The sequence below is a fragment of the Citrobacter sp. Cpo090 genome (genome assembly GCF_030332665.1).
In the GTDB taxonomy this organism is placed as follows: Bacteria; Pseudomonadota; Gammaproteobacteria; order Enterobacterales; family Enterobacteriaceae; genus Citrobacter; species Citrobacter portucalensis.
In genome coordinates, this window is sequence record NZ_JAOWHK010000025.1 from 88,370 (window position 1) to 110,015 (window position 21,646).

Consider the following 21,646-nt stretch of genomic DNA (forward strand, 5'->3'; position numbering starts at 1 on the left):
CTAACCCGGCCATAGCGCCGGGCTTTTTATGGAAATAATATGGCTACGCAACCTACTAACCTGCCAGTACCAAGTGAATCCCCGCGCGACCTGAAATTTAATGCAGGGAAGATTGACGAGTTTGTCACATCATTACAGCGTGAATATGAAGACAGATTCGGCAATAAGCATTACACCATTGAAGGATTAAGATGGTTTGCTCAGCAGGCTATTGCTCAGTTTGGTTGGATTTCTGTGGGCACTTTCCAAACAGGAGCAACCCTCTCAACACCAAACCAGATCCTGAAAGATACTACCGATGGCGAGTATTACCGATGGGACGGAATTTTTCCAAAAGTAGTTCCTTCAGGATTAACGCCATCTTCATCTGGAGGTGTGGGAACAGGAGCGTGGTTAAGCGTTGATGATTCAACATTGCGAGCAACGCTTGCTTCGCCAGCAGGTGCTTCAAATATCGGTGAAACAGGAGGAGAGGTCGGGGTCCACCTTTTGGATAATGGTAATGTAGTCGCACATTCAAGAGCATACGCAACATCTGATGGAGAGGAGGTGCAAAAAATATATATAAGTTACAGCGCATTTGATCAGTGGGAGTTTTTATCAAGCGTTGTCACATCAGACGTAAAGGGTGATTTAGTTCAATTATCAAATGGATATGATAATAACCAGTTATGGGCGCTTACTTGTGCAAACGGCCGCTCAGATAGCAGCGTAGGTAGAACAGACTATAGGGTGTGGCTTAGTAGGGATCTAAAAACATGGGATAAATCACCAATTACTGGAATTAACACTGATTCAGTGGGCTATATTTCATCAACAGGAGATGATGACGGTAATGGAATAATATGATCCTCTGGATCAGACGAGTTTTTTGGTATATGGTTTATTTATATTATCCAGAACTACATTAGTGGGGGAATATATTCATTAAATGGCAATAAATTGAAAGGAGTTTATAACGCCCATAGCGATAGTGTCCTATCATCAGGAGCTTTAAATAGTTACGAGTTATATATAAATAAAAATAATGAGTCACTATGTATTAATTACAATATCTCAGGGGAAAGGATACTCCAATTTGAAGTTAATAATAGCTCAACATTCGTACTGGATAGCTCATTTACTGGTAATAGCATTAATGTAGATGATGTTGATATAGTTTCTCTTGGCAGTGGAAACTTTACTCTGAGCGGATTAACTGGTGGATATGTGGGGAAAACTATATGCAACATGTCGTTATCCACAATTGACAATATTAAGTTAAAGCGACAATCATCAGATATGGCTGCTGGGGATAGATTTTACTTTGCAAGTACAGGGTCAAATAATGCTTTACAAATTTCTTATACAACCATTGCAATGATTGGGGTAACAAAAAAATTAACGGATGGATTACTGATGCTATAGCAAACATCACTATATAACCTATTTATTTATACAGTACACGCAATGTTATTATTGTGTTATAATTGCATAACGTGCAATTTTTAAATTTGGTATGCTATGGAAGCTTATAAAGAAAGACTTGATTGGATTGATTATTTAAGATTCATAACAATGTTTTATATTTACCTTGGGCATTTTGGTGGCGCCGCAGGTAAAATGTACCCATTTGTTTTTACATTTCACGTTCCTTTGTTCTTCTTTATATCCGGTATTCTTGTTAAATCCCCAAGGACAAATATAGAAGTAATTAAGTGTTTGAGTAATTCTTTTAAAAGGATAATGTTACCGTATGCTGTTTTTTCAATCATAGGAATTATTTTTTTAACAATAAAAGATGGAAGAGACTTTACCAATATTCTGCAGATGTTTGAAATGAGTGTTTATGGAGTAAGGAACAATACACCTTTAGCCACATTGTGGTTTTTCCCATGTCTATTTATTGTGTTCACTTATTATTATATTTTGCACAGAATGGTTTCAAGCAGGATTGTTGTTTTTATTTTTTCTCTGATTGTTTACACTCTTTCTCCTATTTGGTTTGGACAAGGTATACCTAAACTGTTCTGGAACATAGATAGCGCTGCTTATTTTCTTGTTTTCTTTTCTGCAGGCGCTCTTCTAAGTGAGCCTCTCAAAAATGGGTTGTTTTCTTTTAAATATAATTCAAAGAACGCTATAAACATTATTGCTATATCAGTTCTTGTTCTATATGCAGCCGCCTGTTATCAAAAAGGGACGTTTACTTTTTACAAGTCCTTGCCAAGTCTGGAGTTGCAATATTTTTGTTTCTTTTTTGCTGCATTCGCGTTGTTCATACCAAATATTTATTTGGCAAAATACATTGAGAGTAAGGCAAAATCATTTAATTTGAGGCCAATACTTATTCTTGGAAAAAATACCTTGGTTTTATGCGGAACTGAGCAAATTCTGAAATATTCTATAATTGCTGCGTTTGGGATGTTTGGAATAAAAGCTGAGCCTCACAACCCTCTTGAGTCGCTTCTTTTTACTGCATTCTGTTTCATTGTTGCGTACTTTAGCACAGTAAAATTATATTATTTCTTTAGCATGAAAAACAAACAATAGAAAATGATTTGTAGAATTATTAATTCTGCGTAAATGCAGATGAAAATGTGGATGGCGGGTGAAGTAACGAACAAAAATATTTATGCCCGCATAGAACTAAGCCCACTCAGGTGGGCTTTTTACTTTCTTTGGTTGTTGGGAGCTCTACCAAATCCCATCGCAATCACGCATTGATGACGACAACACGCTTGTAGCAACTTCCGTAGTGGTAAAAATTGCTTATGACGTTGCCGTTAGCAAGTACTCTGCTGTAGATGCGACAACTTCACGGAAAGGAATAGTTCAATTAAGTTTTGCCACAGACAGCACCAGTACAACACAGGCAGCCACCCCACCAGCAGTAAAGTCAGCTTATGACCTTGCTTATGGGAAATGGACGCCTGTTGATGGAATTACATCTCAAAAGAGTATAGTAAGACTAAGCGGCGGAGTAACCAATGCAGATGACACAATGGCTGCCACGTCTGGAGCTGTAAAAACTACATATGATGCAGCAGCAGGTCCAGCGCCTGGAAGAGGGCAAACGTTACAGGATTTAAAAACATCACGGGGTGTTGGTGTGGACTACAAAAATTCGACCGGATTTCCGATTGCTGTTTATGTCCGTATCACGGGTTCTACATCAGCCAACTTAGTAGCATATGTTAACGTAATAGAGTTTGGTGGCGGCGGGTCTATTGCAGCACAAATATCCGTAGCAACTGCGTTATTCATTGTACCAAATGGTGCAACGTATCGTGTTGATGCAACCTATATCAAGCCAGGGCTGACAGCAATAAGCGAAGAAGAAGCATTAAAGTTAGCGGCTAACCCTCCCAGAACAAGGGAGCGACTGATCAATATTGCAGTCGCGGAAAAGGCTGGTTTATACGCTAAGGCAACACTAGAAATTGCGTAGTGTCAGAATTCGGTTGATCTGAACAAGGTGACTGAAGATATAAAAACACAATTGACTGCATGGAAAAATACAGACTGCAATTGCATAACGTCGATACTGGAACTGCACCTGACATTAAGTGGCCATTACTGCCGTCGGCGTAGATGCTAAGATAAGATAAAGGTAGTTGTCATTTGATATAATTAAAATGGCTGCTTTCGAGCAGCTTTGTTGGTTTTATGCAACCTACCATTTTTAATAATCATCAACAGTATTACTATATTTCGTCTTTTCCCGTGGTTACAGAGTTATATAAATATGTATCGATGGGTGTTAAGGCGGGCATAAGCCCGCCACCAAACTATTTTGTTAATTCAGGAAGGTTTTCTTTAGCCCACTTAGCAAATTCATTTCCAACAGACATACTTCCAAATTCTGATAGATGCTTAAATTCGTCACGATACATTGGCAAACCTTCTTTTACTGAAGAGCATTTATTTTCATCACAAAATGCAGAGTTTGGGTTAAAGAATAATGTTTCTGGATATGCTTTGCTCACTTTGTTTTTTAGATGTGAAAATTTTTCTTGAATATGTTTCAGCTCTGAAAGGTCTGATGTGCAATCTTTATTTGGCCTTTTAAGCGGTCTGCTGAAACATTCTTTAATATCATCTGATAGCTGTACATGGGGATAGAATATTACTACTTTCGCACCGTTTGAAGTAATGATTGACATTCTTTCAATTAAGTCATTAATATAACTATCATCAGCGTCAATTGTTATTCCGCTGATTAGTATATATTTGATGGATTTTGTATGTAATATAATATTGTTGATGAATTCAGCTTGTTCTGTCTGAAGAGCAGTTCTACTTCCTGAAATGCCATCAACTACATTTGCTATACCTATAGAGAGCACATTAAGATCTTTTAAGTGGGTATTATTTGCAATCCCAGGATACAAATGATTAGCATAGCTGTTACCTAAAATAAGCACGTCAGGATCGGCATTACGCTTCAGAGAGCAAAACCACCAAGGTAATGAACTCGACAATGAAGTTTTAAATCTTTCCAGACATGCTTCGTTTTTAGCATAAGGCCACATGGGGCCGATTAATAGTCTGCTTACCTCTTTGCTTATTTTAATATTAGAACGATTGTCAATTCCGTTCATAGTATATGTCTTATACCCTGTAACTCCGATTATTAGCATTAGTATTAGCATTGGGATGGTTTTTTTCTTCCATGATCTTACTTTTTTTAGTGGTCTTTCAATTAAGTAGTATGTAAGTGTGGCCAGCAGAAATGACAAGACTGTTAATAACAGCATTAGCCAATCAGGAGGTGTACTTCCATTTATAATGTATGCAAGAGAAAATAAAGGCCAGTGCCAAAGATAAAGTGGATAGCTAATTAAACCAATAAATACAAATGGTTTGGATGTAATAACCGATTTAATTGGCCCCGCATCTTGCGCAGACCATATCAGTAATACAGAGGCAAAAACGGGGAGAAGTGCATACCATCCAGGAAACGCAACTGTAGAATGTAGTGTGAGCGCAGTAATAAGAATGACTAAAAGAGAAACTGCGGCAACAGGTGTTGCAACTAACGTATGAGGTCGTTTTGCTTTTTCTCCATGTACCGTAAGCGAAAGTATTGCACCAAAAAGAAGTTCCCAATGGCGATATTGAGGAAGATAAAAAGTTCTCTCTATATTTTCATTAATACTCAGTATGTTTAATAGAAAAGATAGCGCTGCTAGTAGCACTACAATGAAAAGTATATTTACTTTTCGTTTGTATGCCAGATAAAGCACTAGAGGGAATATAAGATAAAATTGTTCTTCTATACCAAGAGACCAAAGATGCAAAAGAGGTTTTGTCGGAGATGTAGCGTTGAAATATCCAGTTTCACTATAAAAGACAATGTTAGACAAAAAGCCCGCACTACCCGCTAATTGTTTCCCCAGTTGCATAAACTCATCTGGAAAGAGCGTGAACCAACCAAAGATGAACACTGAAAACATTACAAGCAATAATGCTGGGAATAAGCGATCGATCCTGCGCCGGTAAAAATCTTTTATTGAGTGTTTATTATTTGATATATTGAAATTCAAAATTGAAGTTATTAAATATCCTGATATAACAAAGAATATGTCTACACCTATAAAACCACCAGGAACAAGGTTTGGAAATGCGTGATAAGTAATCACTAAAACTACAGCAATGGCGCGTAAGCCATCAATATCAGGCCTATATTTTAACATCAGTTTCCCCTGTGATTTTTATTGGCCTGATTTTAACACACCGATGTGCATCGAAAAAAGATAGACATACTAATATTTCTATAATGTACTATTATCTGCGTTGTAGAGATATTCTGATAGTTTTCAAGACTATAGTTGTTATGGAGCCAAGCATTAGCGCTCTTAAAGACATATCAACTGTCGAAGGGGAAAATATTGCTTTCATGCGTTTTACCCAAACGGGGGTCTATAGTCATGGGATTCCCTTCACTGGTTAGTTATTATGCTGAAACAAGTAGAGCCCTCGATCAGCAGCTTATCAGCCAGCCATCAGCAACTTATTTCATGCGGGCATCGCGTTCACATTTCAGGGAGGGAATACCCCAGGGGGCGCTGCTTGTTGTGGATGCGTCGATTTCAGCCTGTGATGGCTCGCTGCTGATATGTGCAATAGACGGGCAGTTCAGTATCAAGCGATATCAAATTTACCCTCAACCCTACCTGATAAATCTGGAGAACGGGAGAAGGGAAGCACTGCCAGTAGATGATTACGGTTACTGTTCTGCACCCGCTATATTTGGGGTGATCACATACATCATTAATGATGCCAGAAACGCGGAGTTCGATGACTGCCCCGTGATGTAATCATATTGGCCTGATTAGTCCAGGTCTCTACTTTTCACGATCCCAACGGTACGCGCACACGGTGTGCCGTATAATTTTCTATGCCGCTGTTTCGATCCCGAAAATTTCCCGACGACATCACGAATTCAATGGTAACTAATTGATCTTGAACAGGTGCAATAGTAAGTATTGGGAGGTGTTTTTTAGTGGGTTTTGGTTGTAACTGTTTGAGTTTAATGGAGGATTACGTTTTACATTGTAAACAGGAATCGTATTCGGTCTCTTTTTATGTGGTGAATGCGGTGCCATCCTGGGCAAAACACGGTGTATCGCATGCTGCATTCTCAGTAAACCATACCATACTCCAACCCACGATCGTCCAGGCTTTTTTACCATCATTGCTAAAATTATAACCAGGTACCCTTGTACTCTGGAGGCGACATGGGACGACCTGGAAATATCTATCAACGAATCGACGGTACGCAGTGGCGCCACGTTTGGGTGGTTGGGGATATACACGGCTGCTTCTCGATGCTGATGGCTAAACTGCGCCAGTACCGTTTTGATCCCTGGCAGGATCTGCTGGTTTCAGTGGGGGATGTTATCGACCGAGGACCAGACAGTTTGCGTTGCCTGAAATTATTGCGTAAACGCTGGATTGTCGCGGTCAGGGGGAATCATGAACAGATGGCGCTGGACGCGCTGGCGACAGGGGAGCAATTCATGTGGTTTATGAATGGTGGCTCGTGGTTCGAGCAGGCGGAGCAACCGGCAGCGAAGCTTGCTCTTGAAGAGTGTTGGCAATTACCCTGGATTCTGGAGCTGCATTGTCAGAACGGCATACACGTTATTGCTCATGCCGATTATCCGGATGATGATTATCAGTGGCTAAAAGAGATAGATTTACAGCGCGTGCTGTGGGACCGCTCGAGACTGATGAACAGTGGCTGTGCGATTCGCGGCGCGGATCACTTCTGGTTTGGCCACACGCCGTTGCGCCATCGGCTGGATCGCGAGAATCTGCACTATATTGATACCGGTGCTGTATTTGGCGGCGAGTTAATGCTGGTACAACTGCAATAATCAAAAGTCGCTGTATTCCTGGGCCGGATGCCAGAAACTGTCGATGTAGTCATCCGCAGGTAAACATCCGCCGTTACGAATACGTTGATCGTCCATCGATATCAGGCACTGCTGCTCAGTTTTGTAGACATCAACCACGATATCTTCACAACCGCCATCCAGATAGCACACAAAAAGAACCAGCGTGAACATTCCATCCTCAAATGGTAAAGCCATACCTGTAGTGTAGAAGATGTTGATAGATGAGGGAAATTAACCAAGAAATAACCCGTCTGGCGACGGGTTCTTTTTGAATCAGGCAAGGCGCATGATCCAGGCATCTGACTTACGATCGTAGTGTTCGCGAAATAGTACTGAATGTTCTCCGTTCAACAGGGCCGGGACACTGGTATCGGCATCCCAGGCATCCAGTTGCATACATAAATCCGGATCGGATTTACACGGAATGGTTAACGTTCGGTCCCCCGGCGATTCGCCATGTAACTCGGCGTCGTCGATTTCAAAAGCGCCAATGCGCACACTGGTTTTCATCATCGTGCTCTCCGTTTATCTGCTGGTTGTGGTACGACCAGTTAAGTCGTCCATTTTTCAGCGTAGTCAACGTTAGCAAAAGCGCCAGTAAAAACGTGCGTTATCCCGTAAAGAGTTTGCCATCCCGGACAAGATCGCGTGGGTAGCTATTCTTCAGTCGCGATCCAATACGTTTTGCCAGACCGATAGGCTGATGCTGGAATGTAACCAGTACGTCGTCACTCGTCGGTGCGGTTTGCGGATAAACATCTCTACCGCGATACCACTCTTCTGCTTCGGCAAGGGTAAGTTCGAATGCATGGCTGTGGTTCGGATCGGCGAGGGCGATAATGGCCTCATGCTGCCAGCGATACCCTTTATTGTGGGTTTCAGCCAGTTTGACCCCGAGTCGGGAAAAGCGAACCTTGCCAATCAGAGGTTCAATTTCAGTCGGGAACAGCCAGATCTCTTTATCGCGCTGCCACAGGCGTAAATTATCTTCCCACTGCAGTCCACAAGCTCTCGCGGCTTGCGTGACAAGCGCGGATTCACGTCCTTTAAGCGGGCTAAACGGGAAGTTACCGACTTTATATGTCGGCGTGGGTAGTGCAGGGATTGCAGCTGTTTTGCGCAAACGCGCAACGAAGAAACCTTCGCAATCGTAAATCTGCGGAAACACATGCAGGAATCCTTCCGGCGTCAGGGCGCGCTCGGCCTCCGGGAATAAATCGCCCAGAGGTAAAAACTCGACGGCGTCCGGGTAGGTTTCAATCAACCACTGCATGATATTTTCATTTTCGTCACGATTAAGCGTACAGGTCGAGTAAACCAATGTGCCACCGGGACGCAGGGCGTGGAAGGCGCTGTCGAGCAGTTCGCGCTGGGTCGCGGCAATTTCCAGATTACTTGCTACAGACCAGTTTTTTAGCGCATCGGGGTCTTTACGCACCACGCCCTCACCGGAACACGGTGCATCGAGCAATATGGCATCAAATGATTCCGGCAACGCGGCACCAAATACGCGTCCGTCAAAATGGGTCAGGGCGACGTTAGCTATCCCGCAACGGCTGATATTGGCATGCAGGACTTTGACGCGACTGGCAGAAAACTCATTCGCCAGAATCGCACCTCGATTATTCATTTTTGCGGCAATTTGCGTGGTTTTGGATCCGGGGGCTGCCGCGACATCCATTACGCGTTCCGGGGTATTGCCTTCGGCGAACAGCGCGGCGACAGGCAGCATTGAGCTGGCTTCCTGAATATAAAACAGGCCGCTTAAATGTTCTGCTGTGCTGCCGAGCGGCACTGACTCTTCATCATCGCGTTCGATCCAGAAACCTTCAGCGCACCAGGGAACTGGAGTGAGAGACCAGTTGTAAGGTACAGTCAGCGCGAGGAAATCGGCAACGGAGATTTTCAGCGTATTGACGCGAATGCTGCGGCGCAACGGGCGCTGACAGGCAGCGAGAAATTCATCGAATGAGAGCGTGGAAGGCATTGCTTCACGCATTTGGGTCAGAAAGGCGTCGGGAAAATAAGCCACTTGGTACCACCGGCAAAAAAACAGGTGCGCAGTGTAGCATAACTGCTCCGGCGTACGTACTCACGCCGGAGCAGTGGATACATTAACGTGGCAGGGCGGTGCCCCATTCACGCCACTCTTTCGGTTCGCTTTCCAGCAACAGGAAGTGTTTACCTGCCTGTGCTTTAGGAGCCAGCGGCGTACCCGGTGGAGTCGCGAAGGCGATGCCGCCGCGAATGAACTGGTTGAAGGTACCAGTCTTCACGACACCGCCGGTCAAACCGAAGTCGAGATTGTAGCCGGATGCCAGCCAGAATACGGAGTTGTTGCGCACCAGATGCTGATAGCGCTGGCTAATGCGCATGGCAACCATCACGCGATCGGAAAGCGAGCCCAGCGTCAGCCCGGTGACGGTCCCCACTTCAATACCTCTGAACAGGACCGGGGTTCCGATATTCAGCGAACCTGCTTCTGGTGCTTCCACCACAATACTTAGACCATCGAGGTAACGAGAGTCGGTAATGGTGGCTTCCTGTAGCTCAAAATCACGGCGCGGATTGCCGCGTCCTGGTTCAACGTTGATATACGGCTGCAGGATTGTATCCAGATGCTCCACGCCCGCTGCCGAAATTTGCGGGGTGATCACGGAGAAGCGCGTACCGCTTCGGGCAAAGGTCTGCACGTATTCCGGGTACAGAACCGCTTTTGCCTGAACTTCGTTACGGGCGGTGATGAGCTCAAGCGTCTGGATCTGGCCGATATCTATTCCCAGATAGCGAATCGGCATACCGGCAGCGAGTTTACCGGCATCGAACGCATGCAGAGTTATCTGGCCGCCTACCGCACGCGCGGCGGTTTCCGAAGCATAAAGAATACGCTTGTCGCCTTTACGTTGGCTGGCGCTGGCGCCGCTTAAATTATCGAAGCTGATCGCCCCTTTGAGCGCACGTGAAAGGGGAGATGCCTGTACGGTTAATCCGCTGCCGTTAAGCTGAACTTTTGCTCCGCCTTCGGCCCAGAACACGCTGTTGCTGGTCAACAGGTTGCGATATTCCGGTTTGATATGCAGATCGATATCAAACGCATCGGCGCGAGGACGAACGCTAATCACTTCACCGACCTCGAATTTGCGGTACAGAACTACCGAGCCGGCCTGCACATCAGGCAGCGTTTCGGCGCTCAGGCTGAGCGTGGTGGTTGGCAGATCGCTCAGGCTGTTTTCAATCGCTTTCTCCAGGTTAGCGTACAGCGGGTAGCTTTTTTTCATTTCACCCTTAGTACCGGGCAAAATACGAATGCCGCCGCTGAGCCACTCACTGGCGCTGGCGCCAAGGAACTCCACGCCATCAAGTCCGACTTTGACATCCACGCGGCTGTTAACCACGAACTTACTGTCACCTTGTACCAGGTCACGATGCTGTGGTTCGACAGCAACGATAAATGAGACGCCTTTGCTGGAAAGCGTACGCTCAATCACCTGACCGACCTGTACGCCGTGGAGAATCAGCGGCTGGCCAGCATCAATACCGTAACTCTCCGGCGCGGTCAGCGTAAACGTCATGACGCCTGGATCGTGTAACAACGACTTCTCAGCGGGAATAACGACAAACTGGTTACGCGGCTCGCCTTCGCCAGGTACAAGCTCGAAAGTTTTACCTGTCAGCAGCGAACTGAGATTCGCATTGCTTAAAGATAATTTAGGGCTGTGTAATTCAATTCGTGTGTTATCACGCAGCAGCGTTACGACGCTGGGATCGACCGTCATTTCGCCGGTGACTTTACCGCTTGGGTTTAAATCCAGTTTTGTGAGCTGACCGACTTCTAATCCTTGATACATCAGCGATGTTGAGCCTGCTTTGAGTCCATCTCCGCTGGGTAAATCAAGCTTGACGATCACTCCACGTTGGCTGTGAGCGAGATCCTGATATAGACCAAACGTGTCGTCTGCCGCAGCGGGTTTTGAGTCTTCGGGGGAATCAAAAGCAATGGCGCCGTTGACCAGCGCCGCCAGACTCTCCAGTTTTACCTTCGCACCGCTAAGGCTGACATCCGCATCCACACCGGAGACATTCCAGAAGCGGCTGCCTTTTTTCACCAGATTGGTAAAACGGCGTTCGATCAGCACGTCGATGGTTACACCCTGGTTATTTGGGTTAATGGTGTAGTCATAGACCCGGCCCACCGGAATCTTACGGAAATAAACCAGCGAACCGCTATTAAGCGATCCGAGATCTGGGGCCCGTAGATGCAACATTAAATCGCCATTATCCAGACGATACTTGGGCTGAGTGTCGAGTGCGACGAAATGATCCTCGGCCTCGCCAGTACCGGGCATCATGCCGATATAGTTGCCGCCAACCAACGCATCCAGACCAGAAACTCCAGCCAGCGACGCCTTTGGCGTGACCAGCCAGAACTGGGTATCTTTGCGTAGAGCATCTTTCATGCTCGATTTGATGCTGACGCGGACTTCAATTTTGCGTAGATCTTTGCTGAGGTTGATATCCTGCACCGTACCCACTTCAACGCCCTGATAGCGAACGGGAGTTCGGCCTGGCACAATGCCGTCCGCAGACATAAAGTCAATGGTCACGGTATTGCCGCGATCTTCATAGCTTCCCCAGATAAGCCATCCTGCGATCATCAGCGCGATGAACGGCAGTAGCCAGAACGGGGAGATACGGCGTTTTGTTTTAATCTGCGCTTCAGTCTGCGAAGCGGGCGTTTCCTGACTCATGTGCATCCCAAAGTAAGCGGCTGTCCAGCCATTCCACAGCAAGAATAGTCAATATTACCGCTGCGCCGAAATAAAACGCAGCCGGTCCCATAGTAAAAGCAAGTATCTGATCGCGATTTATCAGCGACATGGTTAACGCGATAACAAAGAGATCCAGCATCGACCAGCGGCCAATCCAGGTCACCATACGCAGTAGTTTTATACGGGTGCGCAACCCTTGTTCACATTTAAAGTGGATACTGATTAGCAACGTAAACATCACAATCACTTTGGTAAATGGCACCAGTATACTGGCGATAAAAACGATCGCCGCTACGCCGACATTACTGTTTGCCAAAGACATTATGCCTGACAGGATTGTGTCTTCCTGCCGACCACCGTTGACATAAATTATCGAGATGGGCAGCAGGTTAGCAGGCAAAAGCAGGACAATCGAGGCCAGCAGAGCCGCCCAACACTTTTGGATACTTTGATTTCTGCGCCAGCGCAACGGGATATGGCAACGCGGACAGCGACCCCGGGCGTCCGGATAACCTGTAAAATGGCAGCCAAGGCAGGCACGGAGCTTTTCATCGGGCCGACGAGCCGGTCTTTGTGGGTAGAAACGGTCCCAAAGTTGCTCAACGTTAAGATGAGACAGTGTCAAAATACTGAGGATCACTAGCGCAATAAAAGCAAACAGCCCCACGCCTGGCTGCAAAAAAGCATAGTCCTGAACCTTGATTGATGCGACGCCGATACCCACAAGGTAAATATCGAGCATCACCCACTCTTTGAGCCTTTCCAGCATCAGCAGCACCGGACGCAGGTTCATCCCGAGAATATTGCCAAACCACAGATAAGCAATTGAGGTCACCAGAATTAGCGGCGCGCCGGCGACGCAAAAAAGCACGAAGGAGGCGGTGAGTGGGTCACCTTGTCGGGTCATTTGCCAGATGCCTTGCATCACATTGGCATCAATGCGCACGCCTAATAAATAGATGTGCAGGAGTGGTTCTCCCCAGGCAAAGGGCATCAGCAGCAACATGGTGAAAGCCATTGCCGCCAGTCGCGTTAACGACCAGTCGCGTCCGTCACGAATTTTTGCCTGGCAGCGTGGGCAAAAGGCACTTTGGTGCGAACGCATTTTAGGCAAGCTAAATATCAGGTCACATTCAGGGCAGCGATGATAATGCGCACGAGGTAGTGCCTCACCGATGGACCTGATGGCTATTTTTTTAGTTGGCGTGATGCGTGGTGTCGTTAAGGCCATGTATCGCGAATCAAATTGTTGAAGTAATGTTATCTTAACTCATGACGGGAATGATCTTGAGCATTAACGCATTTAATGTTTATTTTAGTAGGCTGCAGTTTTAAGTAAGACAACTAAGTGATTATATAATGAACAAAATAGAGCTATACACGGATCTGAACCGTGATTTTCAGGCATTGATGGCAGGTGAAACCAGTTTTCTGGCAACGCTGGCGAATACCAGCGCATTGTTGTACGAGCGTCTTGCAGAAGTGAACTGGGCCGGTTTTTACCTGCTTGAGGACGATACGCTGGTGCTTGGTCCCTTCCAGGGCAAAATTGCCTGTGTGCGGATCCCGGTAGGGCGCGGTGTGTGCGGTACTGCAGTGGCGCAGAACCAGGTTCAGCGTATTGAGGACGTACATGCTTTTGATGGGCATATCGCTTGTGATGCCGCCAGCAACGCTGAAATCGTCCTGCCGATCACCGTCGAAAATCAGATAATCGGCGTGCTGGATATCGATAGCACGGCGTTTGGACGCTTTACTGAGGAAGATGAACAAGGTCTGCGTACGCTGGTGGCACAGCTTGAAACCGTGCTTGCAACGACGGATTACAAAAAATTCTTTGCGCACGTCGCAGGATAATCAACGGATAACGTAGCAATTACTGATGACGTCATTATAATGTCGCCTGTTCATGCCTGCGCTTGTTGGCTACGTCCGTTGTAATCAGGAAATTTCATGGAAAATCAACCTAAGTTGAATAGCAGTAAAGAAGTCATCGCGTTTCTGGCCGAACGCTTCCCGCAGTGTTTTAGTGCGGAAGGCGAAGCGCGCCCACTGAAAATTGGCATTTTTCAGGATCTGGTAGAGCGTGTTGAGGGCGAAATGAACCTCAGCAAGACTCAGCTCCGTTCTGCCTTACGTCTCTATACTTCAAGCTGGCGCTATCTGTATGGCGTTAAATTGGGCGCAACGCGTGTTGATCTCGACGGCAACCCTTGTGGTGAGCTGGATGAACAACATGTTGAACATGCTCGCAAACAGCTGGAAGAAGCTAAAGCCCGTGTTCAGGCGCAACGCGCAGAGCAACAGGCGAAAAAACGCGAAGCGGCCGCTGCTGCCGGTGAAAAAGAAGACGCACCGCGTCGCGAGCGTAAGCCGCGTCCTGCACCGCGTCGTAAAGAAGGTGCTGAGCGTAAACCTCGCGCTGAAAAACCAGCAGCAAAAGCACCGCGTGCTCCTCGCGAAGAACAGCATACCCCGGTATCTGATATTTCAGTACTGACGGTAGGGCAGTCTCTGAAGGTGAAAGCAGGAAATAATGCGATGGATGCCACCGTATTAGAAATCACCAAAGATGGCGTCCGTGTACAGCTGAATTCGGGTATGTCTTTGATTGTACGCGCAGAACACCTGGTGTTCTGAAACGGAGGCCAGGCCTGGCATGAACACTTTTTTTAGGCTTACTGCGTTAGCTGGTCTGCTTGCATTAGCAGGCCAGGCACTTGCTGTGGAAGACATCACGCGTGCCGATCAAATCCCCGTTTTAAAGGAAGAAACCCAGCATGCGACGGTAAGCGAACGTGTGACGTCGCGTTTTACGCGATCACACTATCGCCAGTTCGATCTGGATCAAGCGTTTTCGGCAAAAATTTTTGACCGCTATTTGAATTTGCTCGACTACAGCCACAACGTGCTGTTGGCGAGTGATATCGAACAGTATGCAAAAAAGAAAACGGTCCTCGGCGATGAACTGCGCACCGGCAAGCTGGATGTCTTTTACGATCTCTATAATCTGGCGCAAAAACGCCGATTTGAACGTTATCAGTACGCATTAAGCGTACTGGCACGTCCAATGGATTTCACCGGTACCGACACCTTTAACCTCGACCGAAGCAAAGCGCCGTGGCCGAAAACCGAAGCAGAGCTTAACGCGCTGTGGGATGGCAAGGTTAAATTTGACGAACTCAGTCTGAAGCTGACCGGTAAAACCGATGCGGAAATTCGTGAAACGCTGACGCGCCGCTACAAATTTGCGATTCGCCGTCTGGCGCAGACCAACAGCGAAGATGTGTTCTCACTGGCGATGACCGCGTTCGCCCGTGAAATCGACCCGCATACTAACTATCTCTCTCCTCGCAATACCGAGCAGTTCAATACTGAAATGAGCTTGTCTCTGGAAGGTATTGGTGCGGTTCTGCAAATGGATGATGACTACACCGTCATTAACTCCATGGTGGCAGGTGGTCCGGCAGCCAAGAGCAAGGCGATCAGCGTTGGCGATCGTATTGTCGGCGTCGGGCAGACGGGCAAGGGCATGGTCGATGTGATTGGCTGGCGTCTGGATGATGTCGTGGCGCTGATCAAAGGACCAAAAGGCAGCAAGGTACGCCTTGAAATTCTGCCTGCCGGTAAAGGTACCAAGACGCGCACTGTGACGCTAACGCGTGAACGCATTCGTCTCGAAGACCGCGCCGTGAAAATGTCCGTGAAAACCGTTGGCAAAGAAAAAGTTGGCGTACTGGATATTCCTGGCTTCTATGTAGGCCTGACTGATGATGTCAAAGTCCAGTTGCAGAAACTGGAAAAACAAAATGTCAGCAGTATTATCATCGATCTGCGTACCAACGGTGGTGGAGCACTGACTGAAGCGGTTTCGCTTTCCGGTCTGTTCATTCCTTCCGGCCCGGTGGTTCAGGTTCGTGACAATAACGGTAAAGTGCGTGAAGACAGCGACACCGACGGCGTTGTGTACTACAAAGGCCCGTTGGTGGTATTGGTCGATCGCTTCAGCGCCTCAGCATCAGAGATTTTCGCTGCGGCAATGCAGGATTATGGCCGAGCGCTGATCGTTGGTGAACCAACCTTCGGCAAAGGCACCGTCCAGCAGTATCGCTCCCTGAACCGTATTTACGATCAGATGCTGCGCCCGGAATGGCCAGCGCTGGGTTCAGTTCAGTATACGATCCAGAAATTCTACCGCGTAAACGGTGGCAGCACGCAGCGTAAGGGCGTTACGCCAGATATCATCATGCCGACAGGTAATGAAGAAACTGAAACCGGCGAGAAGTTTGAAGATAACGCGCTGCCGTGGGACAGCATTGATGCTGCGACCTACACCAAGTCAGATAATCTGACGCCGTTTGGACCTGAATTGCTGAAAGAGCACAATGCACGTATTGCGAACGATCCCGAGTTCCAGTACATCATGAAGGACATTGCGCGTTTCAATGCGATGAAGGATAAGCGCAACATCGCTTCTCTGAATTACGCTCAGCGTGAAAAAGAGAATAACGAAGATGACGCAATGCGTCTGGCGCGCATTAACGATCGGTTTAAGCGTGAAGGCAAACCGCCGCTGAAGAAACTGGACGATCTACCGAAGGATTACCAGGAGCCAGATCCATACCTGGATGAAACGGTAAAAATCGCGCTCGACCTGGCGCATCTTGAAAAAGAAAAGCCAGCGGAACAGTCCGCGACCAGTCAATAACCTCAAACAGGCACAAGAAATTGTGCCTGTTTTTTTAACAAGTGCATGAAGACGTCAGTCTGATACGATAAAATGTAAAGTTGTGTCTTTCTGGTGACTTAGCACCTATGGATGCTTGAAAATAGCCATAAGACCCATACGATATGGGTAATCGCATAGTGCGTTTTGTTAAATTGAGGTTAAAAGAAAATTATGATGCGAATCGCGCTCTTCCTGCTGACGAACCTGGCTGTGATGGTCGTTTTCGGGCTGGTATTGAGCCTGACAGGGATCCAGTCAAGCAGCGTTCAAGGCTTGTTGATCATGGCACTGCTGTTTGGTTTTGGTGGTTCCTTCATTTCGCTGCTGATGTCCAAATGGATGGCGTTAAAATCCGTTGGCGGGGAAGTGATTGAACAACCTCGCAATGAAAGAGAACGCTGGCTGATGAATACAGTCGCGAATCAGGCCCGCCAGGCCGGGATCGCTATGCCGCAGGTTGCAATCTACCATGCGCCAGATATTAACGCGTTTGCTACCGGTGCCCGGCGGGATGCCTCGCTGGTGGCTGTAAGTACTGGCCTGTTGCAAAACATGAGTCCGGATGAAGCCGAAGCGGTTATCGCGCATGAGATCAGCCACATTGCTAATGGCGATATGGTTACCATGACGTTAATTCAGGGTGTGGTGAACACCTTCGTTATCTTTATCTCGCGTATTCTTGCGCAGATTGCCGCTGGGTTTATGGGCGGCAACCGCGATGAGGGAGAAGGTAGCAACGGTAACCCGTTAATCTACTTTGCGGTAGCAACGGTACTGGAGCTGGTATTTGGTATTCTGGCGAGCATTATTACGATGTGGTTCTCACGCCATCGTGAATTCCATGCGGATGCCGGCTCAGCGAAACTGGTGGGTCGTGAAAAAATGATCGCCGCGCTGCAGCGCCTGAAAACCAGCTATGAGCCGCAGGAAGCGACCAGCATGATGGCGTTCTGCATCAACGGTAAATCCAAATCGTTGAGTGAGCTGTTTATGACTCACCCGCCGTTGGACAAACGTATTGAAGCGCTGCGCAGCGGTGAATATCTGAAATAATTGGCAGCAGAATAAAAATAAAAAGCGCGTCGACAGACGCGCTTTTTTTATGCCTGAACTCGCGGTTGTGTGATACGTAAGCCGCTCACGATTGCGGCCAGCGAAGCCAGAATGCCTGCTGTTATCAGCGAGACGTGTGTTCCGCTGTCACCAAACTGATTTAGCATCAGCGCAACCAGTGCGGCCCCGGTACTCTGGCCCAGTAAACGCGCCGTTCCGAGCATACCGCTCGCGCCTCCGCTACGATCACGCGGCGCGGAGGTGATGATGGTGTGATTATTCGGTGACTGGAACAAGCCAAAACCCGCACCGCACAGAATCATCGGCCAGATGATATTAAAATCGGAAGGTGATGCGGGGAGCAACACCAGCGAAAACAGCCCACACGCCATCACTGCCATGCCCAACGCGCCCAGCAGACCCGCATGAACACGTTCAATCAGATATCCCGCCAGTGGGGCCATCACCATGGTTGCCAGCGGCCACGGCGTCAGCAGCAGGCCCGTTTCAACCTCGCTGCGTCCGAGAACCGTTTGCATGAAAAAGGGCAGGGAAACCATTGCCAGCATTTGCGCGCTGAATGAACAGATTGAGGTACAAATAGAGAGTGAAAACAGCGGAATGCGTAGCAGATCAACCGGCAATAACGGTACTGGTAATGCGAGTTGGCGGCGGATAAAGAAGAATCCCACCACGAGAAGCACCACAAGTTCAGCACCAATCAATTTTAGCGACTGTCCCTGTGCAAACCCGCTGAGTGCCGTGATTAACAAACCGAATGTTAAGGCGTTCATCACTGCGCTGGGCAGATCAAAGCGCGGTTTATTGCTACGTGAAGAATTGGGGGGCAAAAAACGCATGGCCAGTAGCAGGGCGATGATCCCCAGCGGGACGTTAATCAGAAATAGCCATTTCCACGAGGCAATAGAAAGAATTGCCGCAGCAATAGTCGGACCCGCTGCCGAGGAGACTGCCACAATAAAGGAGTTAATACCCATTCCGCGGCCAAGCTGGCGCTGAGGATAAATGAGTCGGATCAATGCCGTATTAACGCTCATCAGCGCCGCGCCGCCAAACCCCTGAGCCACGCGCGCTAACGTCAGCATATGCAGCGAGTCTGATAAGGCACAAAACAGCGACGCCAACAGAAACACAACCAGACCACACTTATAAATGCGTCGGTAGCCAAACATATCACCTAAAAAAGAGAGCGATAACAGCGAAACAACGATCGCAATTTGGTAGGCGTTCACAATCCAGATTGAGCTGGCGGGTGAGGCCTGAAGATCGGTGGCGATAGTGGGGAGGGCAACGTTTGCTATTGCGCCATCGAGTACTGCCATAGATATGCCAATAACAATGGTTAAAATTGCGCCATATCGCTGGGGCAATGGCAGACCATCGGTCTGAGTTTTTTCCATAGGAAGTCAATATTGTCGGAATTTATGATGAGAATAATAATTTTAGCATTGATATTCAGGCGTTAGGTCGCAGATTTGTAACTAAGTAAGCAAAGAGCGATTGCGAGGGCTGATACGTGAAATTATAATAAAAACCGGTTCTGATTTTTATAAAACACTCGAAAGGGGTGATAAATGGCAATCGCAGATCTGGATAAACAACCCGATTCTGTATCTTCCGTGCTGAAGGTTTTTGGCATTCTGCAGGCGCTGGGTGAAGAGCGCGAAATTGGTATTACCGAGTTGTCGCAACGCGTCATGATGTCGAAAAGCACCGTTTATCGCTTTTTGCAGACCATGAAAACGCTGGGTTATGTGGCACAAGAAGGGGAGTCTGAGAAATACTCACTGACCCTGAAATTATTCGAGCTGGGTGCTCGCGCGTTACAAAACGTCGATCTTATCCGTAGCGCTGATATTCAGATGCGCGAACTTTCTCGCCTGACCAAAGAAACAGTACACCTTGGCGCACTGGATGAAGACAGCATCGTCTACATCCATAAAATCGACTCCATGTACAATCTGCGCATGTATTCTCGCGTAGGTCGCCGTAATCCGCTGTACAGCACGGCTATCGGTAAAGTTCTGCTGGCATGGCGTGACCGCGATGAAGTGAAGCAGATTCTGGACGGTATTGAGTACAAACGCAGCACCGACCGTACTATTACCAATACTGATGAGCTGCTGGTACTGCTGGATAAAGTACGCGAGCAGGGCTACGGTGAAGATAACGAAGAACAGGAAGAAGGTCTGCGCTGCATCGGTGTACCGGTATTTGACCGTTTCGGTGTAGTGATTGCAGGCTTGAGTATTTCATTCCCGACGCTGCGTTTCTCAGAAGAACGTTTGCACGAGTATGTGGCGATGCTGCATACGGCGGCGCGTAAAATTTCAGAACAAATGGGCTATAACGACTATCCGTTCTAATCTGACGTAATAGCGTCAACGTAAAAACCCCAGGTATTTTTGTATCTGGGGTTTTTTATGAACAGTCATAACGTTAGTTGGTGCAAATAACGTAGCGAATGTATTGTTGCTATATTAACCGTTATCAATAATGACCGTACTTTTTCTTAACAAAGGACAATCCGACAGGCCAATGATACCGCTGTTTGTGTGGACGTATTGCGCGGTGCTGGTTCCGCGGGCGGTCAGATATTGGCATTGCAAACCCAGACCCGCTGCATTCTCCTTACTTCCAATCAAAATTCCGTAGCCGCTCAGTAATAAACCGATCCAAACCAGAGCTAACAACACAATAGCGCGGATTATCAGACGCATTACAACCTCTTATCTTTTCTCGTTATTCTTAGATTAGCCTGTACACGGGATGAAACAAGTCAATCATTCCTAAAAAGATTGAATGCCGATACAGTTAACGCTGGGTTTAGGTAACGCATGATAATTTATAGACATAAGATGTAGATTCGAAGAGTGGAGCTGGAGTGAAAAAAATTCGCTGGGTAGTGCTGATTGTTGTCGTACTGGTATGCATACTGATGTGGGCGCAAGTGTTCAACATCATGTGCGATCAGGATGTACAATTTTTCAGCGGCATTTGTGCCATTAATAAATTTATTCCCTGGTAAGCGCATTTTTGCCACAGTTGATTACCTTCTTGTGCGGCAGTGGTAAACTACGCTGTCTACATTGAGGTGGTGAAATGAACGAAGTTTTGAATTCTGGCGCGTTGAGTTTGGCGTCTTTGGCTGTATCGGTGGTGATTCTGGTTGTCGGGCTCGTACTGTGGTTTTTCGTCAATCGGGCAAGTTCGCGTACTAATGAGCAGATTGAGCTGCTTGAAGCATTGTTAGACCAGCAAAAAAGACAGAACGCGTTGCTCCGTCGCCTTTGCGAAGCTAACGAACCTGAAAAAGCGGCAGAGCCTGCTGCGGTCACAGCGAAGGATGAAGATGATGACATCATCCGCCTGGTAGCTGAGCGGTAAAAACGGTATGACAGGGTGAGGATCTGTTGCTTTTGTTCTCAGATGTTTCATCCTGTCGCCAGCGTGCCAGATTATTTTCTTCTGCACATGTCGTGTAATTAGCAATCTGATACGCGCGTAAACTCAGTATCTTCAGATGCTCCAACCAATTAATATCTTATCTCCGGTCTGATATAAATATAATTTCCCATACGATAAAAATATGATTATGTCATTTTTGTGATAACGATCGTTTTATTAACAGCGAAACGTTTCTCTAACTTTTTTTGTGCATTGTCATCATTCTTTCATTATTTTGGTGC

Annotated in this window: 22 protein-coding genes; 14 read left to right on the forward strand and 8 right to left on the reverse strand. The window is 47.0% G+C overall.

The window, feature by feature from the left end:
• The first annotated feature begins 39 nt into the window (after positions 1–39).
• The 5 genes from OGY83_RS25250 to OGY83_RS25160 all read left to right on the forward strand — a co-directional run bounded on the left by OGY83_RS25250 (position 40) and on the right by OGY83_RS25160 (position 3,573).
• On the forward strand, positions 40–849 hold the full coding sequence (locus OGY83_RS25250; protein ID WP_370616185.1) for a tail fiber/spike domain-containing protein: 810 nt from the start codon (positions 40–42) through the stop codon (positions 847–849).
• Positions 850–942: 93 nt separating this feature from the next.
• A complete protein-coding gene (locus OGY83_RS02970) occupies positions 943–1,407 on the forward strand; it encodes a hypothetical protein (RefSeq protein WP_286635245.1) in 465 nt (154 codons plus the stop codon).
• Positions 1,408–1,503: 96 nt separating this feature from the next.
• A complete protein-coding gene (locus tag OGY83_RS02975; RefSeq protein ID WP_191214411.1) occupies positions 1,504–2,532 on the forward strand; it encodes an acyltransferase family protein in 1,029 nt (342 codons plus the stop codon).
• A gap of 205 nt (positions 2,533–2,737) precedes the next feature.
• Positions 2,738–3,430 carry a tail fiber protein gene (locus OGY83_RS02980; RefSeq protein ID WP_286635246.1) on the forward strand — a complete coding sequence of 231 codons (693 nt, stop codon included), beginning with the start codon at positions 2,738–2,740 and terminating at the stop codon, positions 3,428–3,430.
• A 59-nt stretch (positions 3,431–3,489) separates the two neighbouring features.
• Complete coding sequence (locus OGY83_RS25160) at positions 3,490–3,573, forward strand: tail fiber assembly protein (RefSeq protein ID WP_075553027.1); 84 nt, start codon at positions 3,490–3,492, stop codon at positions 3,571–3,573.
• Between the two features lie 197 nt (positions 3,574–3,770).
• Here the strand turns inward: OGY83_RS25160 and OGY83_RS02985 are convergent, their stop codons facing one another.
• A complete protein-coding gene (locus OGY83_RS02985) occupies positions 3,771–5,678 on the reverse strand; it encodes an acyltransferase family protein (RefSeq protein ID WP_286635247.1) in 1,908 nt (635 codons plus the stop codon).
• 234 nt (positions 5,679–5,912) lie between these two features.
• Between OGY83_RS02985 and OGY83_RS02990 the strand changes: the two genes are divergently transcribed.
• Positions 5,913–6,302 carry a HumD family translesion DNA polymerase gene (locus OGY83_RS02990; protein ID WP_048235213.1) on the forward strand — a complete coding sequence of 130 codons (390 nt, stop codon included), beginning with the start codon at positions 5,913–5,915 and terminating at the stop codon, positions 6,300–6,302.
• 420 nt (positions 6,303–6,722) lie between these two features.
• Positions 6,723–7,364, forward strand: a complete 642-nt coding sequence (gene pphA / locus OGY83_RS02995) for a protein-serine/threonine phosphatase (RefSeq protein WP_286635250.1) — start codon at positions 6,723–6,725, stop codon at positions 7,362–7,364.
• Here the strand turns inward: pphA and OGY83_RS03000 are convergent, their stop codons facing one another.
• The 5 genes from OGY83_RS03000 to yebS all read right to left on the reverse strand — a co-directional run bounded on the left by OGY83_RS03000 (position 7,365) and on the right by yebS (position 13,385).
• Positions 7,365–7,556, reverse strand: a complete 192-nt coding sequence (locus OGY83_RS03000) for a YdfD/YebW family protein (RefSeq protein ID WP_003034941.1) — start codon at positions 7,554–7,556, stop codon at positions 7,365–7,367.
• Between the two features lie 102 nt (positions 7,557–7,658).
• Positions 7,659–7,895, reverse strand: coding sequence for a YebV family protein (locus OGY83_RS03005; protein ID WP_029139506.1), 237 nt, complete (start codon positions 7,893–7,895; stop codon positions 7,659–7,661).
• A gap of 100 nt (positions 7,896–7,995) precedes the next feature.
• Positions 7,996–9,417: a 16S rRNA (cytosine(1407)-C(5))-methyltransferase RsmF gene (gene rsmF / locus OGY83_RS03010; protein ID WP_286635252.1), complete on the reverse strand. Its 1,422-nt coding sequence runs from the start codon at positions 9,415–9,417 to the stop codon at positions 7,996–7,998.
• Positions 9,418–9,499: 82 nt separating this feature from the next.
• Positions 9,500–12,133, reverse strand: a complete 2,634-nt coding sequence (locus tag OGY83_RS03015; protein ID WP_286635254.1) for a PqiB family protein — start codon at positions 12,131–12,133, stop codon at positions 9,500–9,502.
• The gene (gene yebS / locus OGY83_RS03020) at positions 12,102–13,385 is read right to left on the reverse strand and encodes a membrane integrity lipid transport subunit YebS (RefSeq protein WP_079937509.1); all 1,284 of its coding nucleotides are present in this window, start codon (positions 13,383–13,385) and stop codon (positions 12,102–12,104) included. The genes OGY83_RS03015 and yebS overlap by 32 nt, the downstream gene beginning before the upstream one ends.
• 128 nt (positions 13,386–13,513) lie before the next feature.
• Between yebS and msrC the strand changes: the two genes are divergently transcribed.
• From msrC to htpX, 4 genes are all read left to right on the forward strand, one after another.
• Entirely contained in the window at positions 13,514–14,011 is a 498-nt protein-coding gene (gene msrC / locus OGY83_RS03025) for a free L-methionine (R)-S-oxide reductase MsrC (RefSeq protein ID WP_003034953.1), read from the forward strand.
• Positions 14,012–14,107: 96 nt separating this feature from the next.
• Complete coding sequence (gene proQ, locus OGY83_RS03030) at positions 14,108–14,794, forward strand: RNA chaperone ProQ (RefSeq protein ID WP_003833781.1); 687 nt, start codon at positions 14,108–14,110, stop codon at positions 14,792–14,794.
• Between the two features lie 19 nt (positions 14,795–14,813).
• The gene (gene prc / locus OGY83_RS03035; protein ID WP_286635257.1) at positions 14,814–16,862 is read left to right on the forward strand and encodes a carboxy terminal-processing peptidase; all 2,049 of its coding nucleotides are present in this window, start codon (positions 14,814–14,816) and stop codon (positions 16,860–16,862) included.
• Between the two features lie 192 nt (positions 16,863–17,054).
• Positions 17,055–17,936 carry a protease HtpX gene (htpX, locus tag OGY83_RS03040; RefSeq protein WP_003034964.1) on the forward strand — a complete coding sequence of 294 codons (882 nt, stop codon included), beginning with the start codon at positions 17,055–17,057 and terminating at the stop codon, positions 17,934–17,936.
• A 47-nt stretch (positions 17,937–17,983) separates the two neighbouring features.
• On the opposite strand, the gene OGY83_RS03045 is transcribed toward htpX, so the two are convergent.
• Entirely contained in the window at positions 17,984–19,357 is a 1,374-nt protein-coding gene (locus OGY83_RS03045) for an MFS transporter (protein WP_286635258.1), read from the reverse strand.
• 174 nt (positions 19,358–19,531) lie between these two features.
• Between OGY83_RS03045 and kdgR the strand changes: the two genes are divergently transcribed.
• Positions 19,532–20,323 carry a DNA-binding transcriptional regulator KdgR gene (kdgR, locus tag OGY83_RS03050; protein WP_003833778.1) on the forward strand — a complete coding sequence of 264 codons (792 nt, stop codon included), beginning with the start codon at positions 19,532–19,534 and terminating at the stop codon, positions 20,321–20,323.
• Between the two features lie 114 nt (positions 20,324–20,437).
• Here kdgR and OGY83_RS03055 read toward each other — a convergent pair whose 3' ends face one another.
• Positions 20,438–20,677 carry a YobH family protein gene (locus OGY83_RS03055; RefSeq protein WP_003034975.1) on the reverse strand — a complete coding sequence of 80 codons (240 nt, stop codon included), beginning with the start codon at positions 20,675–20,677 and terminating at the stop codon, positions 20,438–20,440.
• Between the two features lie 164 nt (positions 20,678–20,841).
• Here OGY83_RS03055 and mgrB point away from each other — a divergent pair, with 164 nt between their 5' ends.
• Together mgrB and OGY83_RS03065 are read left to right on the forward strand one after the other, a co-directional pair.
• On the forward strand, positions 20,842–20,985 hold the full coding sequence (mgrB, locus tag OGY83_RS03060; protein ID WP_003034977.1) for a PhoP/PhoQ regulatory lipoprotein MgrB: 144 nt from the start codon (positions 20,842–20,844) through the stop codon (positions 20,983–20,985).
• A gap of 74 nt (positions 20,986–21,059) precedes the next feature.
• Entirely contained in the window at positions 21,060–21,344 is a 285-nt protein-coding gene (locus tag OGY83_RS03065) for a YebO family protein (RefSeq protein ID WP_003833774.1), read from the forward strand.
• The last annotated feature ends 302 nt before the right edge of the window (positions 21,345–21,646 follow it).

Bases quoted from the DNA above. Each gene is read 5' to 3' on its own strand.
- OGY83_RS02975 (WP_191214411.1), top strand. From the start codon at position 1,504: ATGGAAGCTTATAAAGAAAGACTTGATTGGATTGATTATTTAAGATTC.
- msrC (WP_003034953.1), top strand. From the start codon at position 13,514: ATGAACAAAATAGAGCTATACACGGATCTGAACCGTGATTTTCAGGCA.
- OGY83_RS03045 (WP_286635258.1), bottom strand. From the start codon at position 19,357: ATGGAAAAAACTCAGACCGATGGTCTGCCATTGCCCCAGCGATATGGC.
- proQ (WP_003833781.1), top strand. From the start codon at position 14,108: ATGGAAAATCAACCTAAGTTGAATAGCAGTAAAGAAGTCATCGCGTTT.
- OGY83_RS03015 (WP_286635254.1), bottom strand. From the start codon at position 12,133: ATGAGTCAGGAAACGCCCGCTTCGCAGACTGAAGCGCAGATTAAAACA.
- OGY83_RS02985 (WP_286635247.1), bottom strand. From the start codon at position 5,678: ATGTTAAAATATAGGCCTGATATTGATGGCTTACGCGCCATTGCTGTA.
- OGY83_RS03000 (WP_003034941.1), bottom strand. From the start codon at position 7,556: ATGTTCACGCTGGTTCTTTTTGTGTGCTATCTGGATGGCGGTTGTGAA.
- yebS (WP_079937509.1), bottom strand. From the start codon at position 13,385: ATGGCCTTAACGACACCACGCATCACGCCAACTAAAAAAATAGCCATC.
- pphA (WP_286635250.1), top strand. From the start codon at position 6,723: ATGGGACGACCTGGAAATATCTATCAACGAATCGACGGTACGCAGTGG.
- OGY83_RS25160 (WP_075553027.1), top strand. From the start codon at position 3,490: ATGGAAAAATACAGACTGCAATTGCATAACGTCGATACTGGAACTGCA.
- kdgR (WP_003833778.1), top strand. From the start codon at position 19,532: ATGGCAATCGCAGATCTGGATAAACAACCCGATTCTGTATCTTCCGTG.
- OGY83_RS03055 (WP_003034975.1), bottom strand. From the start codon at position 20,677: ATGCGTCTGATAATCCGCGCTATTGTGTTGTTAGCTCTGGTTTGGATC.
- htpX (WP_003034964.1), top strand. From the start codon at position 17,055: ATGATGCGAATCGCGCTCTTCCTGCTGACGAACCTGGCTGTGATGGTC.
- OGY83_RS25250 (WP_370616185.1), top strand. From the start codon at position 40: ATGGCTACGCAACCTACTAACCTGCCAGTACCAAGTGAATCCCCGCGC.
- OGY83_RS03065 (WP_003833774.1), top strand. From the start codon at position 21,060: ATGAACGAAGTTTTGAATTCTGGCGCGTTGAGTTTGGCGTCTTTGGCT.
- prc (WP_286635257.1), top strand. From the start codon at position 14,814: ATGAACACTTTTTTTAGGCTTACTGCGTTAGCTGGTCTGCTTGCATTA.
- OGY83_RS02990 (WP_048235213.1), top strand. From the start codon at position 5,913: ATGGGATTCCCTTCACTGGTTAGTTATTATGCTGAAACAAGTAGAGCC.
- OGY83_RS03005 (WP_029139506.1), bottom strand. From the start codon at position 7,895: ATGAAAACCAGTGTGCGCATTGGCGCTTTTGAAATCGACGACGCCGAG.